Origin of the sequence: Streptomyces sp. NPDC051207, from assembly GCF_040682395.1 — a bacterium.
Classification (GTDB): Bacteria; Actinomycetota; Actinomycetes; order Streptomycetales; family Streptomycetaceae; genus Streptomyces.
In genome coordinates this window covers 1-16,776 of sequence record NZ_JBFBAX010000013.1, presented here as the reverse complement: position 1 = coordinate 16,776, position 16,776 = coordinate 1, and the positions used below count along the sequence as shown (strand labels likewise).

At 70.7% G+C, this 16,776-nt stretch carries 15 protein-coding genes, 1 rRNA gene and 1 riboswitch; of the genes, 4 read left to right on the top strand and 12 right to left on the bottom strand.

Features of this window, described 5'->3' with window-relative positions; all coding sequences use genetic code 11:
• The first annotated feature begins 79 nt into the window (after nucleotides 1–79).
• The 3 genes from modA (at nucleotide 80) to AB0M97_RS15245 (ending at nucleotide 2,759) form a co-directional block, all read left to right on the top strand.
• A complete protein-coding gene (modA, locus tag AB0M97_RS15255; RefSeq protein ID WP_365961465.1) occupies nucleotides 80–844 on the top strand; it encodes a molybdate ABC transporter substrate-binding protein in 765 nt (254 codons plus the stop codon).
• A gap of 71 nt (nucleotides 845–915) precedes the next feature.
• Complete coding sequence (locus AB0M97_RS15250) at nucleotides 916–1,698, top strand: ABC transporter permease (RefSeq protein WP_365961464.1); 783 nt, start codon at nucleotides 916–918, stop codon at nucleotides 1,696–1,698.
• The gene (locus AB0M97_RS15245; protein WP_365961321.1) at nucleotides 1,695–2,759 is read left to right on the top strand and encodes an ABC transporter ATP-binding protein; all 1,065 of its coding nucleotides are present in this window, start codon (nucleotides 1,695–1,697) and stop codon (nucleotides 2,757–2,759) included. Before AB0M97_RS15250 ends, AB0M97_RS15245 begins: the two co-directional genes overlap by 4 nt.
• A 55-nt stretch (nucleotides 2,760–2,814) precedes the next feature.
• Here the strand turns inward: AB0M97_RS15245 and gcvP are convergent, their stop codons facing one another.
• Nucleotides 2,815–5,700, bottom strand: a complete 2,886-nt coding sequence (gene gcvP / locus AB0M97_RS15240; RefSeq protein WP_365961320.1) for an aminomethyl-transferring glycine dehydrogenase — start codon at nucleotides 5,698–5,700, stop codon at nucleotides 2,815–2,817.
• Between the two features lie 176 nt (nucleotides 5,701–5,876).
• A riboswitch (glycine riboswitch) is annotated at nucleotides 5,877–5,972 on the bottom strand.
• Between the two features lie 113 nt (nucleotides 5,973–6,085).
• Here gcvP and AB0M97_RS15235 point away from each other — a divergent pair.
• Nucleotides 6,086–6,454, top strand: coding sequence for a PRC-barrel domain-containing protein (locus tag AB0M97_RS15235; protein WP_365961319.1), 369 nt, complete (start codon nucleotides 6,086–6,088; stop codon nucleotides 6,452–6,454).
• 30 nt (nucleotides 6,455–6,484) lie between these two features.
• On the opposite strand, the gene AB0M97_RS15230 is transcribed toward AB0M97_RS15235, so the two are convergent.
• The 11 genes from AB0M97_RS15230 to rrf all read right to left on the bottom strand — a co-directional run.
• Nucleotides 6,485–7,876 (bottom strand): DNA polymerase IV, encoded by a 1,392-nt coding sequence (locus AB0M97_RS15230; protein WP_365961318.1) that lies wholly within the window; start codon nucleotides 7,874–7,876, stop codon nucleotides 6,485–6,487.
• Nucleotides 7,877–7,930: 54 nt separating this feature from the next.
• The gene (locus AB0M97_RS15225) at nucleotides 7,931–8,614 is read right to left on the bottom strand and encodes a MerR family transcriptional regulator (RefSeq protein ID WP_365961317.1); all 684 of its coding nucleotides are present in this window, start codon (nucleotides 8,612–8,614) and stop codon (nucleotides 7,931–7,933) included.
• A 199-nt stretch (nucleotides 8,615–8,813) separates the two neighbouring features.
• Nucleotides 8,814–9,287, bottom strand: a complete 474-nt coding sequence (locus AB0M97_RS15220; RefSeq protein ID WP_004934251.1) for a bifunctional nuclease family protein — start codon at nucleotides 9,285–9,287, stop codon at nucleotides 8,814–8,816.
• 79 nt (nucleotides 9,288–9,366) lie between these two features.
• The gene (locus AB0M97_RS15215; RefSeq protein ID WP_365961316.1) at nucleotides 9,367–10,110 is read right to left on the bottom strand and encodes a MerR family transcriptional regulator; all 744 of its coding nucleotides are present in this window, start codon (nucleotides 10,108–10,110) and stop codon (nucleotides 9,367–9,369) included.
• A gap of 42 nt (nucleotides 10,111–10,152) precedes the next feature.
• Nucleotides 10,153–10,983, bottom strand: coding sequence for an FHA domain-containing protein (locus AB0M97_RS15210; RefSeq protein WP_365961315.1), 831 nt, complete (start codon nucleotides 10,981–10,983; stop codon nucleotides 10,153–10,155).
• Between the two features lie 190 nt (nucleotides 10,984–11,173).
• Nucleotides 11,174–12,007 carry a DUF881 domain-containing protein gene (locus AB0M97_RS15205; RefSeq protein ID WP_365961314.1) on the bottom strand — a complete coding sequence of 278 codons (834 nt, stop codon included), beginning with the start codon at nucleotides 12,005–12,007 and terminating at the stop codon, nucleotides 11,174–11,176.
• A 5-nt stretch (nucleotides 12,008–12,012) separates the two neighbouring features.
• Nucleotides 12,013–12,345: a small basic family protein gene (locus AB0M97_RS15200; protein ID WP_009343209.1), complete on the bottom strand. Its 333-nt coding sequence runs from the start codon at nucleotides 12,343–12,345 to the stop codon at nucleotides 12,013–12,015.
• The gene (locus AB0M97_RS15195; RefSeq protein ID WP_365961313.1) at nucleotides 12,342–13,244 is read right to left on the bottom strand and encodes a DUF881 domain-containing protein; all 903 of its coding nucleotides are present in this window, start codon (nucleotides 13,242–13,244) and stop codon (nucleotides 12,342–12,344) included. Before AB0M97_RS15195 ends, AB0M97_RS15200 begins: the two co-directional genes overlap by 4 nt.
• 98 nt (nucleotides 13,245–13,342) lie before the next feature.
• A complete protein-coding gene (locus tag AB0M97_RS15190) occupies nucleotides 13,343–15,838 on the bottom strand; it encodes a mannose-1-phosphate guanyltransferase (protein ID WP_365961312.1) in 2,496 nt (831 codons plus the stop codon).
• A 115-nt stretch (nucleotides 15,839–15,953) separates the two neighbouring features.
• Complete coding sequence (locus AB0M97_RS15185) at nucleotides 15,954–16,562, bottom strand: CDP-alcohol phosphatidyltransferase family protein (RefSeq protein ID WP_365961311.1); 609 nt, start codon at nucleotides 16,560–16,562, stop codon at nucleotides 15,954–15,956.
• Nucleotides 16,563–16,671: 109 nt separating this feature from the next.
• Nucleotides 16,672–16,776, bottom strand: a 5S ribosomal RNA gene (gene rrf, locus AB0M97_RS15180); the annotation flags it as partial.

Below are 16,776 nucleotides of genomic sequence, written 5' to 3'. Positions count from 1 at the left end.
GACCAGAGACACGCCAGGTACGAGAGGGAGTGCCCCCGTGACGACGCGAACCGCGCGCCGGACCCGCCGCGCCCTGAGGATGGGCGGCGCGGGAGCCGCCGCGCTGCTGGCGCTCGGCGCCTGCTCCCCCGCCGGGTCACCGGACCGGGCCTCCTCCGGCGGGAAGGTGTCCGGTACCGTCACCGTCTTCGCCGCCGCCTCGCTGCGGGAGAGCTTCACGACGCTGGGCGAGCGGTTCGAGAAGGACCACCCGGGCACGGAGGTCACGTTCAGCTTCGGCGGCAGCGACTCCCTGGCCGCGAGCATCACGGGCGGGGCACCCGCGGACGTCTTCGCCGCCGCCGGCACCAAGACGATGGAGATCGTCGCGGACCACGGCGACGTGGCGGGCACCCCCGTCACCTTCGCCCGCAACCAGCTGGAGATCGCCACCCTGCCCGGCAACCCCGACCGGATCTCCTCCCTCAAAGACCTCACCCGGCCCGGCCTCAAGGTCGTCCTGTGCGACACGTCGGTGCCGTGTGGCGCCGCCGCGCGGACCGCCCTGGACGCCGGCGGCCTGAAGCTCACGCCGGTGTCGTACGAGCAGGACGTCAAGAGCGCCCTGACGAAGGTCGAGCTGAGAGAGGCGGACGCCGCCGTCGTGTACAAGACGGACGTGCGGGCCGCGGGTGACAAGGTGGACGGCGTGGCATTCCCGGAATCCGCCAAGGCCGTCAACGACTGCCCCATCGCCCGGCTGAAGAACGCGCCCAACCCCGAGGCGGCGAAGGCCTTCATCGCCCTCGTCAGGTCCGCCGAGGGACAGAAGGTGCTGACCGGCGCCGGGTTCCGCCGGCCGTGACCCGCGCCTCCAAGTCCCCGCCGGACCACGCCCCGGGCACCGGCACGCGGCGCGGCGGCGGACACCGGCCGGTGCGGCGCGGCGTGCCGCTCCCCCTCCTGGTACCGGCGCTCGCGGGCCTGGCGTTCCTGCTGCTGCCGCTGGTCGCCCTCCTCGTACGCACCCCCTGGCGCAGTCTTCCGGACCAGCTGACCAGCGCGGAGGTCTGGGAGGCGCTGCGGCTGTCGCTGGTGTGCGCCACGGCGGCGACCGCGCTGAGTCTGATCGTCGGGGTGCCGCTGGCGTGGCTGCTGGCCCGCACCGACTTCCCCGGCCGGGGGCTCGTGCGGGCCCTGGTGACGCTGCCCCTGGTGCTGCCCCCGGTGGTGGGCGGCGTGGCCCTGCTGCTCGCGTTGGGCCGCAACGGTGTCGTCGGGCAGTGGCTGGACGCGTGGTTCGGCGTCACGCTGCCGTTCACCACGGCCGGTGTCGTCGTCGCGGAGACGTTCGTGGCGCTGCCGTTCCTCGTCATCAGCGTGGAGGGCAGCCTGCGGGCGGCGGACCCGCGCTACGAGGAGGCGGCCACCACGCTCGGCGCGTCCCGGTTCACCGCGTTCCGCCGGGTCACGCTGCCGCTGATCGCCCCCGGTGTCGCCGCGGGCGCCGTCCTGGCGTGGGCGAGGGCGCTGGGCGAGTTCGGGGCGACGATCACCTTCGCGGGCAACTTCCCCGGCCGCACCCAGACCATGCCGCTCGCGGTGTACCTGGCCCTGCAGAACGACCCGGCCGCGGCCATCGCTCTCAGCCTGGTCCTGCTGGCGGTGTCGATCGCGGTCCTGGCGGGCCTGCGCGACCGATGGATGACACCCTCATGACCACTGCCGAAGCCGCCCCCGGAAGAGGGCTCGACGCCCGTCTCGTCGTGGACCGCGGCGCCTTCCGGCTCGACGTGACGCTGACCGCGGCCCCCGGTGAGGTCGTCGCCCTGCTCGGCCCGAACGGCGCCGGCAAGACCACCGCCCTGCGCGCACTCGCCGGTCTCACCCCGCTCAGCGGCGGTCACCTGCGCCTGGACGGCACCGACCTGGGCCGTACGCCTCCGGAATCCCGCCCGGTCGGCGTCGTCTTCCAGGACTACCTGCTCTTCCCACACCTCACCGCCCTGGACAACGTGGCCTTCGGCCCGCGCTGCCGGGGCGCGACCAGGGCGGAGGCCCGCGCGCAGGCCGCCCGGTGGCTGGACCGCATGGGCCTCGCCGAGCACGCGGGCACCAGGCCCCGCCGGCTGTCCGGCGGCCAGGCGCAGCGCGTCGCACTCGCCCGCGCCCTGGCCACCCGGCCCCGGCTGCTGCTGCTCGACGAACCGCTGGCGGCGCTGGACGCGCGGACCCGTCTGGAGGTGCGGGCCCAGTTGCGCCGTCATCTGACCGGGTTCGAGGCGGTCGCGCTCCTCGTCACGCACGACCCGCTGGACGCCATGGTGCTGGCCGACCGGCTCGTCGTCGTGGAGGACGGCCGCGTCGTCCAGGAGGGCACTCCGGCCGACATCGCACGGCACCCCCGTACCGACTACATCGCCCGGCTGGTCGGCCTGAACCTGTACCGCGGGCAGGCGGACGGCCACACCGTCCGGCTCGACGCGGGCCCGGCCATCACCACCACGGAGGACCTGTCGGGCCCGGTGTTCGTGGCGTTCCCGCCGGGCGCCGTGACCCTGTACCGGGAGCGGCCGACCGGGTCCAGCGCCCGCAACCTGTGGCGCTGCGAGGTCGCGGGCCTGGACTCCCACGGCGACCAGATCCGGGCGGGCCTGACCGGTGAGCTGTCCCTCGCCGCCGACCTCACGACGGTCGCGGCGGCCGAGCTGGACCTGCGCCCCGGCGCACCGGTGTGGGCCGCGGTGAAGGCCACGCAGACGCACGCCTACCCGGCGTGAGACACGGCGAAGGGGCGCCGCCCGGCCGGGCGGCGCCCCTTCGTCGCTGGGGATGTCAGTCCTCGTACGCGTCCAGCGGCGGGCAGGAGCAGACCAGGTTGCGGTCGCCGAAGGCCTGGTCGATGCGGCGCACCGGCGGCCAGTACTTGTCCGCGGCCGTCACGTCGCCCGGGAAGACGGCCTCCTCGCGGCTGTAGGCGTGGTCCCACTCCCCGCCGAGCGCGGCGGCGGTGTGCGGGGCGCCCCGCAGCGGGTTGTCCTCGGCGGGCCACTCGCCGGAGCCGACCTTCTCGATCTCCGCACGGATGGCGATCATCGCCTCGCAGAACCGGTCGAGTTCGGTCAGGTCCTCGGACTCGGTCGGCTCGATCATGAGCGTCCCGGCGACCGGGAAGGACATCGTCGGCGCGTGGAAGCCGTAGTCGATGAGCCGCTTGGCCACGTCGTCCACCGTCACGCCGGTCGCCTTGGTCAGCGGGCGCAGGTCGATGATGCACTCGTGCGCGACCAGCCCGGCCGGGCCCGTGTAGAGCACCGGGTAGTGCGGCTCCAGGCGCTTGGCGATGTAGTTGGCGGACAGCACGGCCACCTGCGTGGCCCGCTTGAGGCCCTCGCCGCCCATGAGACGGACGTACGCCCACGAGATCGGCAGGATGCCCGCCGAACCCCACGGCGCCGCCGAGATCGGGCCGACGCCCGTCCCGGGACCCGCCTCGGGCTGCAGCGGGTGGTTCGGCAGGTACGGCGCGAGGTGCGAGCGTACGGCGACCGGGCCGACGCCGGGACCGCCGCCGCCGTGCGGGATGCAGAACGTCTTGTGCAGGTTCAGGTGCGAGACATCGCCGCCGAAGTGGCCGGGCTTGGCCACACCCACCAGGGCGTTGAGGTTGGCGCCGTCCACGTACACCTGGCCGCCCGCCTCGTGCACCTGCGCGCAGATGTCGGCGACGTGCTCCTCGAACACGCCGTGCGTCGAGGGATACGTGATCATCAGCACGGCGAGCTCGTCGCGGTACTGCTCGATCTTGGCGCGCAGGTCCTCGGCGTCGATCTCGCCGTCGTCGGCGGTCTTGACGACGACGACCTTCATGCCGGCCATGACGGCGCTCGCGGCGTTGGTGCCGTGCGCCGAGGACGGGATGAGGCAGACGGTGCGCTGCTCGTCGCCGTTGGCGCGGTGATAGCCGCGGACGGCGAGGAGACCGGCCAGCTCGCCCTGGGAGCCGGCGTTCGGCTGGAGGGAGACCTTGTCGTAGCCGGTGACCTCGGCGAGACGTTCCTCCAGGTCCCGGATGAGCGTGAGGTAGCCCTGCGCCTGCTCGATGGGCGCGAACGGGTGCAGCTGACCGAACTCGGGCCAGGTGACCGGCTCCATCTCCGTGGTCGCGTTGAGCTTCATGGTGCAGGAGCCCAGCGGGATCATGCCGCGGTCGAGCGCGTAGTCGCGGTCGGCGAGCCGGCGCAGGTAGCGCAGCATCGCGGTCTCGGAGCGGTGCTGGTGGAACACCGGGTGCGTGAGGTAGTCGTCGGTGCGCAGCAGCGCCTCGGGCAGGGTGTCCTCGGCGGTCGCGTCCAGCGCCTCGATGTCGCCGTCGACACCGAAGGCGGCCCATACGGCGGCGACCTGCGCGCGCGTGGTGGTCTCGTCACAGGCCAGGGAGACGTGGTCGGCGTCCACGAGGCGCAGGTTCACGCCGTTGTCGCGCGCGGCGGCGACGACCTGGGCGGCCCGGCCCTGGACGCGCACGGTCACCGTGTCGAAGTAGGCGCCGTGCACGACCTCGGCGCCGCCCGCCGCGAGCCCCGCGGCGAGGATCGTGGCGTACCGGTGGGTGCGCCGGGCGATGGCCTTCAGGCCCTCGGGGCCGTGGTAGACGGCGTACATGCCGGCCATGACGGCGAGCAGCACCTGCGCGGTGCAGATGTTGCTGGTGGCCTTCTCGCGGCGGATGTGCTGCTCGCGGGTCTGCAGCGCGAGGCGGTAGGCCTTGTTGCCGTCGGCGTCGACGGACACGCCCACGAGGCGGCCGGGCAGGCTGCGCGCCATCTTCTCCTGCACCGCCATGTAGCCGGCGTGCGGTCCGCCGAAGCCCATGGGCACGCCGAAGCGCTGCGTGGTGCCGACCGCGATGTCCGCGCCGAGCTCGCCCGGCGACTTCAGCAGGGTCAGCGCCAGCAGGTCGGCGGCGACGGTGACGAGCGCGCCGAGCTCGTGCGCCTGGTCGATGACGGGCTTGATGTCGCGTACGGCGCCGGACGCGCCCGGGTACTGGATCAGTACGCCGTTGATCTCGCGCTCGGCGACCTCGGCCGGGATGCCGTCGCTCAGGTCGGCGACGACGACCTCGAGGCCGGTCGGCTCGGCGCGGGTCCGGATGACGGCGATGGTCTGCGGCAGGGCGTCCGCGTCGACCAGGAACAGGCCCTTCTTGTTCTTGCCCATGCGCCGGGACAGCGCCATCGCCTCGGCGGCGGCGGTGCCCTCGTCCAGCAGCGAGGCGCCGGAGGTCGGCAGTCCGGTGAGGTCGGCGACCATGGTCTGGAAGTTCAGCAGGGCTTCGAGGCGGCCCTGCGAGATCTCTGGCTGGTAGGGCGTGTAGGCCGTGTACCAGGCCGGGTTCTCCATCACGTTCCGCAGGATGACGGGCGGCGTGAACGTGCCGTAGTAGCCGATCCCGATCATGGAGCCGAGGACCTGGTTGCGGTCGGCGAGGGAGCGCAGCTCGGCCAGCACCTCGGCCTCGGAGCGGGCGCCCGGCAGGTCCAGCGCGTCGGCGTTCCTGATCACGTCCGGGACCGCGGCGGCCGTCAGCTCGTCGAGCGAGCCGTAGCCGACCTGCGCGAGCATCTTGGCCCGTGCCTCCTGGTCGGGGCCGATGTGACGCTGCTCGAAGGGCATTGCCTGTTCGAGCTCGGAGAGCGGAATGCGATGGGCGGTCATTGCGGAGGCCTCCTGGTCTGACACGACCTTCGAGGGGCACCACGGCGCGGGTACCCGGACGGCCTCCCCCTCTGTCATCTCAACCTGAGAGCTTCACCGGGACGCCCGGGGGCGCCCGGCTTTCACCGTCGGTGAGAGCGGAAGCCGTCGACACCCGCTCTGCTTTCCAGAGTGACCTCGTCCGTGCGGTACGTGGGCCTGAGAGATTCCGGGGAGGATTTGCTCCTTCGGCGCCTCCGGTGGAGCTCGGAGGACTCTCCCGCACGGGGTCAGCAGCCGTTGTCAGCGTACCAGCGAGGTCAACGGTCGGGCTTTCGAGTGGCCGCTGCCCGGATTGTGCTCTTTTGTGGTTCTTACGGAGGAGTTGTGACCACGTGGAGGGCCTGTGCAGACCGACATCGATCCGCGCGACCTGATCGGCCGCAAGGCGTTCGACCGCAACGGCACCAAGATCGGCACCATCGACGAGATCTATCTGGACGACGCCACTGGTGAGCCCGAGTGGGCCGCCATACGCACCAGCCTGTTCGGCAGGGACGCCTTCGTCCCCCTGGAGCCCAGCGAACTGGTCGACGGCACCCTGCGCGTCCCCTTCGACCGCGCCCTGATCAAGGACGCCCCGGACTTCGGCGTCGGCCGCCACCTCTCGCCCGAGCAGGAACTCCAGCTCTACCACCACTACGGCCTCGACGCGACTGCCCCTCCACCGGTCCCCGACCACGACTTCGGCAACCTGGCCGGCACCGAGGACTGAACCCGCCCACCGCCTTGCCCGGCGCTCGCGTCAGCCCGGCGCACCGGCGTACCCACCGGACGTGGCGGCACCCCCCACGCCCCCAGGTCTTCGCGCCACCAGCGGCAGCGGCTCGGCCGGCTCCAGGTCGGGATCGTCGGTCCTGAAGGTCCGCACCCGCCCGGGCTCCGAGTCCGGTGTCTCGAACCGCACGGTGACCCGCCCGAGACCGCTGCCCTGCACCCAGCCGTGCCCGTACTCGGCATGCCGCACGTCGTGCCCGGCAGGCCAGCGCCGCTCGGCGGGCGCCCGCCGCTCCTCGCCGGGCCCGTCGTCCTCGCGCTCCTCCTCCACCTCCTCGGCATGCTCCCCGGCCGCCTGCGCGAACAGGTCCTCCTGCGTGTAGTCGGCGAGGCCGCTGACGCCGACCCCGAGCAGCCTGACGCCGCCCGTGGTGTCCACCGAGTCCAGCAGCCGGGCCGCCGCCTCCCGCACCACCGCCGGATCGTCGGTGGGCCCGCGCAGCGTCTCGGACCGGGTCAGCGTGGAGAAGTCGTACCGGCGCACCTTCAGCACGATCGTCCGCCCCGACAGACCGGCCCCGCGCAGCCGCCGCACACACCGGTCGGCCAGCCGCTGCACCTCCAGGCCGACCCGCGTCCGGTCGTGGATGTCGACGTCGTAGGTGTCCTCCACCGACACCGACTTGGTCTCCCGCTCGGCCACCACCGGCCGCTCGTCCCGCGCCAGCGCCATCGCGTACAGCGCGTGCCCGTGGGCCTTGCCCAGCAGCCGTACCAGCTCGTCCTCGCCCGCCTCGGCGAGCTCGTCGACCGTGTGGATGCCGGCCCGCCGCAGATGGTCGCCGGTCGCCGGTCCGACGCCGGGCAGCGTCCGCACCGGCATCGGGGCGAGCAGGGCCCGCTCCGTCCCCGGCTCGATCAGCACCAGCCCGTCGGGTTTGGCCTGCTCGGAGGCGATCTTCGCCAGCATCTTGGAGGCGGCCAGCCCCACCGACCCGGTGAGACCGGTGACGGCCCGGATGTCCGCCCGCAGCCGCGTACCCGCCAGGCGCGCCGACTGCTCGTCCCAGGCCGCTCCCCCGGCCTCCAGGTCCACGAACGCCTCGTCCAGGCTGAGCGGCTCCACCAGCGGCGACAGGGCCCGCAGCAGCCCCATGACCTGCTCGCTGATCCTGCGGTAGAACTCGAAGCGCGGCACCAGATACGCGGCGTTCGGCGCGAGCCGCCGGGCCTGCGCCATGGGCATCGCCGAGTGGACCCCGAAGATCCGCGCCTCGTAGGAGCAGGTGGCGACCACCCCGCGTGGGCCCAGCCCGCCGACGATCACGGCCTTACCGCGCAGGCTCGGCTTGGACGCCTGCTCCACCGAGGCGAAGAAGGCATCCATGTCGAGATGCAGGATCGTGGGCGCGGCTCTCACCGTTCCGATGCTGCCCTACGCCACTGACAACGCCCACCCGCGCGGGGCGCGCTGTCACACGGCCCGGTTGCGCCGCCGGGCCAGCTCGTCCGCCGGGTTGTGCCCGACGAGGGTCTCGCCGGTGTCGACGCGCTCCCCGTGCAGCTGCGACAGCGCGTTCTCGACGTCCCGCCACACCACGCCGACGGCGATGCCGAAGACGCCCTGACCGCTCTGGAGCAGGGCGTGCACCTCGTCGGGCGAGGTGCACTCGTACACGGTGGCGCCGTCGCTCATCAGCGTCATGCGCTCCAGGTCACGAAAGCCGCGCTCCCGCAGGTGGTGGACGGTGGTGCGGATGTTCTGCAGGGACACCCCGGTGTCCAGGAACCGCTTGACGATCTTCAGGACGACCACGTCCCGGAAGCTGTACAGCCGCTGCGTCCCCGACCCGTGCGCGGGCCGGACACTCGGCTCGACCAGCCCGGTACGGGCCCAGTAGTCGAGCTGCCGGTACGTGATGCCGGCGGCCGCGCACGCCGTCGGGCCGCGATAGCCGATCTGCTCGGACGTCATGGACGTCGCCCCCCCGCTGCTCGGCACGGCCGTCGGTCGCTGCGGAGCCTGATCGGCGGCGTTGCTGTGATGGGGATACCCCCTGCTCGAGAGAGGCCGAGAGCTCGGGGAAGGGCACGGACCGCCGGCCCCGAGACTGCGTCCGGGGGCACCCCCAACCGTACCGTCGCCGCTGCTGCTCACGCCGACCTCCGTCCTTGACCTGCCTTCTCGACGGTAGGCAGTCACCAGGGGTGCGTCAACGATCGCCACACTCGGCACGCCGAGTGATAATCACCCTAAGAGTGGTTTCCCGTGTCCCACCGCGGGGAAAGGCTAGCCGAATGCGCTCAGCACGGGGCGCAGGACGCTCTCACGAGCCACCGGCACATGCCACGCCGCCTCACTGGTTGCTGGTGCCGAAGTCCTCCGGGGAGATCTGGTCGAGGAACTCGCGGAACTTCTCCACCTCGTCCTCCTGCTCGTCCGGGATCGCGATGCCCGCGTCGTCGAGCACCGTGTCACTGCCGTAGATCGGCGTCCCGGTGCGCAGCGCCAGCGCTATGGCGTCGGACGGACGGGCGCTGACCTCGACTCCGCTGGCGAACACCAGCTCCGCGTAGAAGACGCCCTCCCGCAAATCGGTGATGCGTACTTCGGTGAGCTCCTGGCCGACGGCTTCCAGCACATCCTTGAACAGGTCGTGGGTCAGCGGCCGGGCGGGAGCCATACCCTGCTGGGCGAAGGCGATCGCCGTCGCCTCTCCCGGACCGATCCAGATGGGGAGGTAGCGGTCGCCTCCCACTTCACGCAGCAGCACGATCGGTTGGTTGGAGGGCATTTCGACCCGGACACCTACGACATCGAGCTCGTTCACACAGCAACCCTAGGCCGTGCCCGGGACGTTTGGATAGTCGGGTCGGGAAGGGTTGGCCGATCCGGGGCCCGTCGGCCGCTCAGGGAAGCCGCACTCCGAGGGCCGTCTGCACCAGCGCGGCGTGCAGCCGCACCGTCAGCCCCGCCAGCTCCTTCGCTCGGGCCTCGGCATGCGCTCTGGTCTGCGGATTGCGGTGCCGTCTGAGCGGCGCGACCACCTGGTCCACGAGCCCGGCCTCGCGGTCGGCGGCGGCCTTCATCGCCCGCAGATGACGCGGCTCGATCCCGAACCGCCCCAGCTCGACGACCAGCGAGGCGACGGTCACCGACTCCGCGTCGTACGCCCCGTCCGGCAGCGCCGTCACGAGCCCGTACGACTCCCACTCCGCCAGCTCCTCCTCGCCGATCCCGGCTGCGGCGAGCAGCTCCTCCCGCCCGATACGGACCGTGGTGGGCGCGTGCCCCGCCAGGAACTCCGGCTCGCTCTCGCCCTCCCGCTGACGCCCCAGGGCCGGCAGCTCCACGGCCTCGCCGCGCTCCATGGCGTCCAGGTGCTCGCGGATCACCTTGAGCGGCAGATAGTGGTCCCGCTGCATCCTCAGGACGTGACCGAGGCGCTCGACGTCGGCGACGCTGAACTTTCGGTACCCCGAAGGGGTCCGCTGCGGTTCGACGAGCCCCTCCGACTCCAGGAAGCGGATCTTGGAGATGGTCACTTCGGGGAACTCGTCACGCAGCACGTTCAGCACCGTGCCGATGCTCATCAGCCCACTGTCCGTGACGGTGGCGCCGTGCCCGGCGCCACCGCTCCGTGTTTGACGCATGGACCTTCCCTGGGGGTGGTCCCCCGGACCGGCGTCCGGAGGTCAGTAGCCCCGCTGGCTCGCGTAGAACACCAGCCGGTACTTGCCGATCTGCACCTCGTCACCGTTCGACAGAGCGACCTGGTCGATCCGCTCCCGGTTGACGTACGTGCCGTTCAGACTGCCGACGTCCGCGACCGTGAACGAGCCGTCCGGACCGCGCCGGAACTCCACGTGGCGGCGGGAGACCGTGACGTCGTCCAGGAAGATGTCGCTGTGCGGGTGACGGCCGGCCGTGGTCAGGTCACTGTCCAGGAGGAAGCGGCTGCCCGAGTTCGGACCGCGGCGCACCACCAGCAGCGCGGAGCCCAGCGGCAGCGCGTCGACGGCCGCCTGCGCCTCGGGGGAGAGCGCCGGCATGGCCGTCTGGCCGGTGGTCTCGGAGTCGTAGGCCTCGAGACCGGAGATGGAGATCGTGGACGTCGTCTCCGACGAACGCTCCGGGACCGCCCCGGGCCGCAGCGGAGCGCCGCAGTTGGAGCAGAAGCGGCTGTTCTCCGCGTTGCGGTTACCGCACCTCGTACACACCAGCGCCGACATGGACGGATCCTCCTGCCGCGGCTGCCCCTCGGGGGCATGGGACGCGTACGGGTCTCCGGAAAACCCTCCACCCGTACGTGAGGTCGACGGTTGCCCGAAACCTATGCCGCCGGACTGTGCAGGGTCAACAGACGCCGCGCCCTGACCACCGGAAGGGTCACCGCCCGGCCCAGCCACCTGGTCCCGGAACAGCGGGCGCTGTCCTTCCGCGTCGGGCTGTGCGCGATGACGAGCGGTGGAGTTGTCGCCACCCTCTCGCGCGCTCTTGCCGAACAACTTCGCAAACAACTTCACGGGCGATTCCCCTTGACCGAAACAGACCCGCCCGTGGGGCAGGACGAACCCTGATTGCCTACACCGGCCGACCCGGACATCTTGACAACGTCCGTGCCCACCAGACAGTTTCCACCACGCACCACCCGTTCGGTGCGCCGACCCCCCGCAACCTCATGCCCCCGGCGGACGGCCGCCATGCACCCCCGGTTCACTGGGAGGACGACCGAGCGTAGTCAGGCCGCTTCGCCGCTCGCAAGGCATCCACGACGATCTTGGCCGATCGCTCAACCGTAACGGTGGCCTGTTCCTTCTCCAGTGTCTGCACCACGCCTCCAGGGATGTTGAGCGCCGGTTCGAGGTCCTGCGGCTTGCCGATGACCTTGAAACGATAGGGCGCGTTGATCTTGTTCCCGTCGACGCTCACTCCGTTCCCGGAATCCGTCAGATACGTTCCGGCCACCACGCGCACACCGTTCACCTGGATCGCCTCGGCACCGGCCGCGCGCAGCTCCTGGACCGCGTCGAGCAGCATGTTCGCCTCGACCGTCCCCTTCGTGTCCTCGATGGTCATGGTGATGCCGGGACCCTGCGCGGCCACCGTGCCCGCCAGCACGCCGAGTTGCCGTTCCTTCTCGATCGTCTGCCGACGGGCCTCCTCGGCCTGGTCGGAGCTGTTCTCCAGCTCGTCGCGCTGCTGCTCGAGCCCCTGCTTCTCGTCCTCAAGACGCTGTGTGCGGTCGTCGAGTTCATCGAGGATGCGCACGAGATCCGCCTGGCGCGCGCCGCGCAGCGCGCCGTCGCCCTCGCTGTTCGAGGCCACCTGCACCGCCAGGCCGAAGCCCAGGCCGAAGAGCAGCAGGGCGACGATGAGTTGCGCCCGCGACACGCGCGGCGGCCACAGGCCTGCGACCAGCCGCTGCCGACCGGTCAGCGCGGGCTGCTCCCCGGGCGTGTCGGCGGCCTCGGGCCCGGCGTCCGCGGGCACCTCCTGCGGCAGCTCCTTGCGGAGCCTGTTCTCGTTCGTCCCGTCCTTGTCGGTCATCGCTCTCACGCCCGGAACACGTGCCGTCGGATCGCCGCGGCGTTGGAGAAGATCCGGATGCCGAGGACGACCACGACACCGGTGGACAGCTGGGCGCCCACGCCGAGCTTGTCGCCCAGGAACACGATCAGCGCGGCCACGACCACGTTCGACAGGAACGACACCACGAAGACCTTGTCGTCGAAGATGCCGTCGAGCATGGCCCGCAGACCGCCGAAGACGGCGTCCAGCGCCGCGACGACAGCGATCGGCAGATAAGGCTCGACGACCGCCGGAACCTCGGGCCGGACCAACAGGCCGGCCACGACTCCCAGGACGAGGCCCAGTACGGCGATCACGATGTGCCCTTCTCGGTTATCGGCTGTGCTGTTCGTACGATCACTCTCGGCGCGGCGGGCAGCCGCAGGTCGTCCTCCACGGAGATGGCGGTCCTGATGCCGTAGTTCTCCTGCAGGGCGTGCAGGTACAGCCCGTCGGCGCTGTCCTGGAACCTTGTGCTGAGCCGCTTGCCGTCCCCCACCGCGAGCACCGTGTACGGCGGCACCAGCGGCCGGTTGTCGACCAGTATGGCGTCGCCCGCCGCCCTGATCGCCGACAGTGCCGTCAGCCGCTGCCCGTTGATGGAGACGGCCTCCGCGCCCGACTCCCACAGCCCGTTGACCACGCGCTGCATGTCCCGGTCGCGCACCCGGCCGGTGTCGGAGAAACCGGACGTGCCGCGCGGGTCGCCGTCACCGCCCGCCGAGGTGTCCTTCGCGTCGTTCACGACGAGCTTCACGCCGGGGCCGTGCACCGCCACCGCGCCCGACAGGATGCCCACCAGCTCGGACTGGTCACCGCCGCTGTGCCGCAGCGCCTCGCGCTGGCGGGCACCGACCTCGTCACGAAGCTCGTCGATGGCGTCCTCGAGCTCGTCGGCCGTCTCGGTCTCCCGGTCGATGCGGTCGATCAGCTCCTCGCGCTCCTTGGCCACCACCGGCGCCGCCACGCGCGCCTGGGCGGCTCCCACGGTCACGACGAGCGCCGCGAGCACCAGACCGGCCGCGAGACCGAGCTTCGCCCTGAGGGTCTTCGGCATGCCTGCGTCGCCGGCGGCCTTCTTCCGCTCCGCGGCCTCGGCGTATCCGTCGTCGAGGCTGTGGTCCATGACGTTGGTGAGCAACGACATGGACGCGTCCGGGCGCGGGGGCCGCGTGGGGGTGCTCCGAACGGGCGGTTGCTGCGGCATGCCGCACATCGTCGCACGTGGCGGCCACTACCTCCGAACGACCCCACCGGCGTGCCGGACAGGCCCCCTTGGGGACGCTTGTCCGGCACGCACACGTGCAGGTCGCTCTACCGGCCCGCGCTGTCCACGATGGCCGACCACTCGTCCAGGAGCGCCTGCGCCGAGGCGTCGTCGGGCCCCTCGGCCCACAGGTGCGTGACCGCCTCCGCCGGGTCCGGCAGCACCATGATCCAGCGCCCGTCGGTCTCCACGACGCGCACGCCGTCCGTGGTGTCCACGAACCGCTCCCCGGCCGCCTCCACGACCCGGCGCATCACCAGGCCCTTCACGGCCCACGGAGTCGCCAGGTCCCGCTTCAGCACGTGCGCCCGCGGGATGCGCGCGTCGATCTGGCTGAGCGTGAGCTGCGTCCTGGCCACCAGCCCGATGAGCCGCACGAAGGCCGCCGTGCCGTCGTAGACGCCACTGAACTCGGGGACGATGAAGCCGCCCTTGCCGTCACCGCCGAAGATGGTCCCTTCCTCGCGTCCGACGCGCGTCAGGTCGTCGGGCGAGGTCGTGGTCCACTCCACCTGGGTGCCGTGGTACGCGGCCACCTGCTCGGCGATCCGGGTCGTGGTCACGGGCAGGGCCACCCGGCCGCTGCGCCGCTCGGCGGCCACGAGGTCCAGCATCACCAGCAGGGCCCGGTCGTCCTCGATGATCCGGCCCTTCTCGTCCACGAGGGACAGCCGCTCACCGACCGGGTCGAACCGCACGCCGAAGGCCGCCCGGGACGACGCCACGATCTCACCGAGCCGCATGAGCCCCGACCGGCGCATGTCGGCCGACTCGGTGGGCCTGGCCTCGTCGAGACCCGGGTTGATCGTCAGCGAGTCGACGCCCAGCTTGCCCAGCAGGCTGGGCAGCACGAGCCCGGCACTGCCGTTGGACGCGTCCACGACGACCTTCAGCCCGGACTCCGCGATCCCGGTGATGTCGACATTCCGCAGCAGCGACCCGGTGTACGAGTCGAAGACGCTCGCCGGGAAGTGCAGGTCACCGATCTCACCCGGGAACGCACGCCGGTACTCCTGACGCGCGAACACCCGGTCCAGCTTGCGCTGACTGCCCTGCGACAGATCCGCGCCCTGCCCGTCGAAGAACATGATGTCCACGGAGTCCGGCACCCCGGGCGTGGTCCGGATCATGATCCCGCCGGCGCTGCCCCGCGCGGTCTGCTGCCGCGCCACGGGCAGCGGTACGTTCTCCAGGTCGCGTACGTCGATGGCGCTGGCCTGCAGCGCGGAGATCACCGCCCGCTTCAGCGCACGGGCACCACGGGAGTGGTCCCGCGCGGTGGTGACCGTGGAGCCCTTCTTCAGCGTGGTCGCGTAGGCACCGGCCAGGCGGACGGCCAGCTCCGGCGTGATCTCCACGTTCAGGATGCCGGAGACGCCCCGGGCGCCGAAGAGGTGCGCCTGGCCTCTGGACTCCCAGATCACGGACGTGTTGACGAACGCACCGGCCTCGATGGTCTTGAACGGGTAGACCCGCACATTGCCCTGCACGATCGATTCTTCACCGATCAGGCACTCGTCACCGATGACCGCGCCGTCCTCGATCCGGGCCGCGCGCATGATGTCGGTGTTCTTGCCGACGACGCAGCCCCGCAGGTTGCTGTGCGGCCCGACGTAGACGTTGTCGTGCACGACGGCCTTGTGCAGGAAGGCGCCGCTCTTGACGACGACGTTGGAGCCGACGACGGTGTGCTCGCGGATCTCGGCGCCGGCTTCCACCTTGGCGTAGTCGCCGATGTAGAGCGGGCCGCGGAGCACGGCATCGGGATGCACCTCGGCCCCCTCCGCCACCCAGACGCCGGGGGAGATCTCGAAGCCGTCGATGTCGACGTCGACCTTGCCCTCGAGGACGTCGGCCTGCGCCTTGACGTAGCTCTCGTGGGTGCCGACGTCCTCCCAGTAGCCCTCGGCGACATAGCCGTAGATCGGCTTGCCTTCCTTCATCAGCTGCGGGAAGACGTCACCGGACCAGTCGACGGGCACATCGGGGTCGACGTAGTCGAAGACCTCGGGCTCCATGACGTAGATGCCGGTGTTCACCGTGTCGGAGAAGACCTGGCCCCAGGTCGGCTTCTCGAGGAAGCGCTCGACCTTTCCTTCCTCGTCCACGATGGTGATGCCGAATTCCAGCGGATTGGGCACACGCGTCAGGCAGACCGTGACGAGCGCGCCCTTTTCCTTGTGGAAATTGATGAGGTCGGTGAGGTCGAAGTCGGTCAGGGCATCACCGGAGATGACAAGGAAAGCATCGTCCTTCAGCGCCTCTTCGGCGTTCTTGACGCTTCCTGCGGTACCGAGTGGCTTCTCCTCGTTGGCATAGCTGAGCTCCATACCGAGCTCTTCACCGTCACCGAAGTAGTTCTTGACCAGTGAGGCCAGGAACTGGACGGTGACGACGGTTTCATTGAGACCATGCCTTTTTAGCAGCCTCAGCACGTGCTCCATGATCGGCCGGTTTGCCACCGGCAGGAGCGGCTTGGGCATGCTTGAGGTCATGGGGCGAAGGCGCGTGCCTTCGCCTCCGGCCATCACGACGGCCTTCATGTCGGAAGCGTCCTCCTAGAAGAGACGACGGTCTAGCCGATTTCACCCACCCAAATTGTCCCGCACTTTTCCAGCACGGTCCATCCGGCCGTAACGGCCTCACCAATGAACGGGGTCAATCGGCCACGGCGTCCGCCCGGACCAGCCGGCGGACTTGTACCACGTAGAGAACTCCTGCCCACCAGTACAGTGTTGTACCCCATCCGGCGAACGCCCATCCGAAAATAGCAGCGAGTGACGCGATCCATCCACTTCCGTCACTGAGCAGCAGCAGCGGGAAGGCGTACATCAGGTTGAAGGTGGCGGCCTTGCCCAGGAAGTTCACCTGCGGCGGCGGATAGCCGTGCCGCCGGAGGATGCCCACCATCACCAGCAGAACCAGCTCCCGCGCCAGTAGTACGGCGGTCACCCACAGCGGCAGAATCTCGCGCCAGGTGAGACCGACCAGAGTCGAGAGAATGTACAGGCGGTCGGCGGCCGGATCCAGGAGCCGGCCGAGGCTGCTGATCTGGTTCCAGCGCCGTGCGAGTTTGCCGTCCAGGTAGTCGGTGATCCCGCTCAGCATGAGCACCAGGAGTGCCCAGCCGTCGCTCTTCGGCCCACCGAACTCGGGCCTGAGGATCAGCCACAGGAAGAGCGGTACGCCGACAAGCCTCGCCATGCTGAGGATGTTCGGGATGGTGAGCACCCGGTCTGTCTGGACGCGGGTCTCCTGGACCTCCACCCGGGGGCCTCCTGTGGGAAACGTGCCAACGATGCTCCCTGACCCTACCTCAACGCAAAAAAGCTCTGGCTCTCGGGCCAGATGCCCAAGAGCCAGAGCTCCAATGATTGTTCGGCGGTGTCCTACTCTCCCACAGGGTCCCCCCTGCAGTACCATCGGCGCTGTAAGGCTTAGCTTCCGGGTTCGGAATGTAACCGGGCGTTTCCCCTACGCT

Excerpts from the sequence above, each read along its gene's own strand:
- AB0M97_RS15205 (WP_365961314.1), bottom strand. The coding sequence starts at position 12,007 with ATGACCGACAAGGACGGGACGAACGAGAACAGGCTCCGCAAGGAGCTG.
- modA (WP_365961465.1), top strand. The coding sequence starts at position 80 with ATGGGCGGCGCGGGAGCCGCCGCGCTGCTGGCGCTCGGCGCCTGCTCC.
- AB0M97_RS15195 (WP_365961313.1), bottom strand. The coding sequence starts at position 13,244 with ATGTGCGGCATGCCGCAGCAACCGCCCGTTCGGAGCACCCCCACGCGG.
- AB0M97_RS15215 (WP_365961316.1), bottom strand. The coding sequence starts at position 10,110 with ATGCGTCAAACACGGAGCGGTGGCGCCGGGCACGGCGCCACCGTCACG.
- AB0M97_RS15245 (WP_365961321.1), top strand. The coding sequence starts at position 1,695 with ATGACCACTGCCGAAGCCGCCCCCGGAAGAGGGCTCGACGCCCGTCTC.
- gcvP (WP_365961320.1), bottom strand. The coding sequence starts at position 5,700 with ATGACCGCCCATCGCATTCCGCTCTCCGAGCTCGAACAGGCAATGCCC.
- AB0M97_RS15190 (WP_365961312.1), bottom strand. The coding sequence starts at position 15,838 with ATGAAGGCCGTCGTGATGGCCGGAGGCGAAGGCACGCGCCTTCGCCCC.